Source organism: Nonomuraea sp. NPDC051298 (assembly GCF_055586305.1).
The window spans coordinates 1-1,450 of record NZ_JBVJIM010000068.1 but is presented as its reverse complement, the minus strand read 5'-3'; the positions used below and the strand labels follow the sequence as shown (position 1 = coordinate 1,450).

The 1,450-nt window shown below is 65.9% G+C and carries 3 protein-coding genes; 1 reads left to right on the top strand and 2 read right to left on the bottom strand.

What is annotated here, in order from left to right:
* Window positions 1-408: integrase core domain-containing protein (locus ACZ6S0_RS52920; protein WP_465928766.1), on the top strand; the 408-nt coding region annotated here is incomplete at its 5' end.
* Here the strand turns inward: ACZ6S0_RS52920 and ACZ6S0_RS52915 are convergent.
* Both ACZ6S0_RS52915 and ACZ6S0_RS52910 read right to left on the bottom strand, forming a co-directional pair.
* Complete coding sequence (locus ACZ6S0_RS52915; protein ID WP_465928764.1) at window positions 405-1,121, bottom strand: ATP-binding protein; 717 nt, start codon at window positions 1,119-1,121, stop codon at window positions 405-407. The two genes, ACZ6S0_RS52920 and ACZ6S0_RS52915, sit on opposite strands and share 4 nt — an antisense overlap.
* 71 nt (window positions 1,122-1,192) lie before the next feature.
* Window positions 1,193-1,450 (bottom strand): hypothetical protein (locus tag ACZ6S0_RS52910; RefSeq protein WP_465928762.1); only part of this gene is annotated, 258 nt, incomplete at its 5' end.

Below are 1,450 nucleotides of genomic sequence, written 5' to 3'. Positions count from 1 at the left end.
GCCGGCCGCCCGGTGCGCGTCGTCATCCACCCCGCTGGTCTGCCCATGCAACACCTCCGGATCAAGGTGTTGCGACGACCGGTTGAATCCGCCCAATACACTTCTATCCGCTACGCCGAACGACTCGACCAGGTCGGCGCTGCTCGTTCTGTCGGCAACAAGGGCGACTCGTATGACAATGCAGCTGCCGAGTCTTTGAACAGTCTCTACAAGAAAGAACTCATAGACTTCCATGGCGGCTGGAAAGGCGTCATGGATGTGACGATAGCCACGATGGAATGGGTTGCCTGGTACAATTCTGAGCGGCTACATTCTTACTGTAGAAACGTTCCTCCGGCCGAGTATGAGGAGATGTTCCACCGATCGACCGCCGGCACCGGCCCGGCGACTGAGAGCCAAGCGGTCTAGCCTCCAACTTCGCCGGGGCGGTCCAGGTCGCCGAGCCGGTCGGCCCACCCGTTGATACCGACGTGGCTGGTGGTGATGATCGACCCTTTCAGATAGCGGGCGTTGACCACCTCGAACAGCAGAGCCCGGCCGTCCTCATCCAGGCGGCGGTAGCCGAACTCATCGATCACCAAAACGCGTGGCTGGGAGAAGAACCGCAGGCCGGTGTGCAGGCGCTGCTCGGCGACGGCCTTCTTCAGCCGGCGCACGAGATCTTCGCAGGTGGTGAAGTAGGCCTTGTGGCCTTGCTCGGCGGCCAGGCGGGCCAGGCAGATGCTGAGCATGGTCTTACCGACCCCAGGCGGCCCGACGAAGATCACGTTGGCGGCGTCGTCGAGGAACCGGAGCGTGCCGAGTTCACGGATCAGCTTTTCGTCGACACCCGGCTGGGCCGAGAAGTCGTAGTCGCCGATCCCCCAGGGAGCGGGCAGGTTCGCAAAATGCAGGCGGGAGGCGAGCCTGCGGTCCTCGCTGGCGTTGACCTCGATGGACAGCAGCTGCTCGATCACCTCCAGCGGGGCGGTGCCGCGGTCGCGGGCAGCGTCCAGCACGGCGGGCAGCGCTTCGGCGGCCGAAGGCATCTTCAGGAACGCCAGATGTGCTCGCAATCGCTGATAGATCTCCGCCGAGCTGCCGGGCGGGGCGTCCAGGACGCCGGTGATGGTCATGGCCATGAACAATCCCCCGATTATTGGATGGTGGTGATCGGCGGCGGGCCCGGTGACGATCGGCCCGCCGCCGGGTGTCAGTCCCCGCAGGCCAGGTCGGCCTGGTCAGCAGGGCTGAGGGTCTGGCTCGCAGCGGCATAGGCGGCGAAATCAACTACCGGAGCGCTCTGCTCGCTTCTCTGCCCCCCTTGAGCCCCAGTTCCGGACAGTCGGGCCTGGAGCTGCTCGGCCTCGGCGAGGGCTTCGGGCGAGGGCGGGATCCGCCGCTTGCGCCGGCACGGCGCCGCGGTGTCGGCCGACGCGGCCAGGACGGCCTTCTCCAGGGCGATGACGTG

Bases quoted from the DNA above. Each gene is read 5' to 3' on its own strand.
- ACZ6S0_RS52915 (WP_465928764.1), bottom strand. From the start codon at position 1,121: ATGGCCATGACCATCACCGGCGTCCTGGACGCCCCGCCCGGCAGCTCG.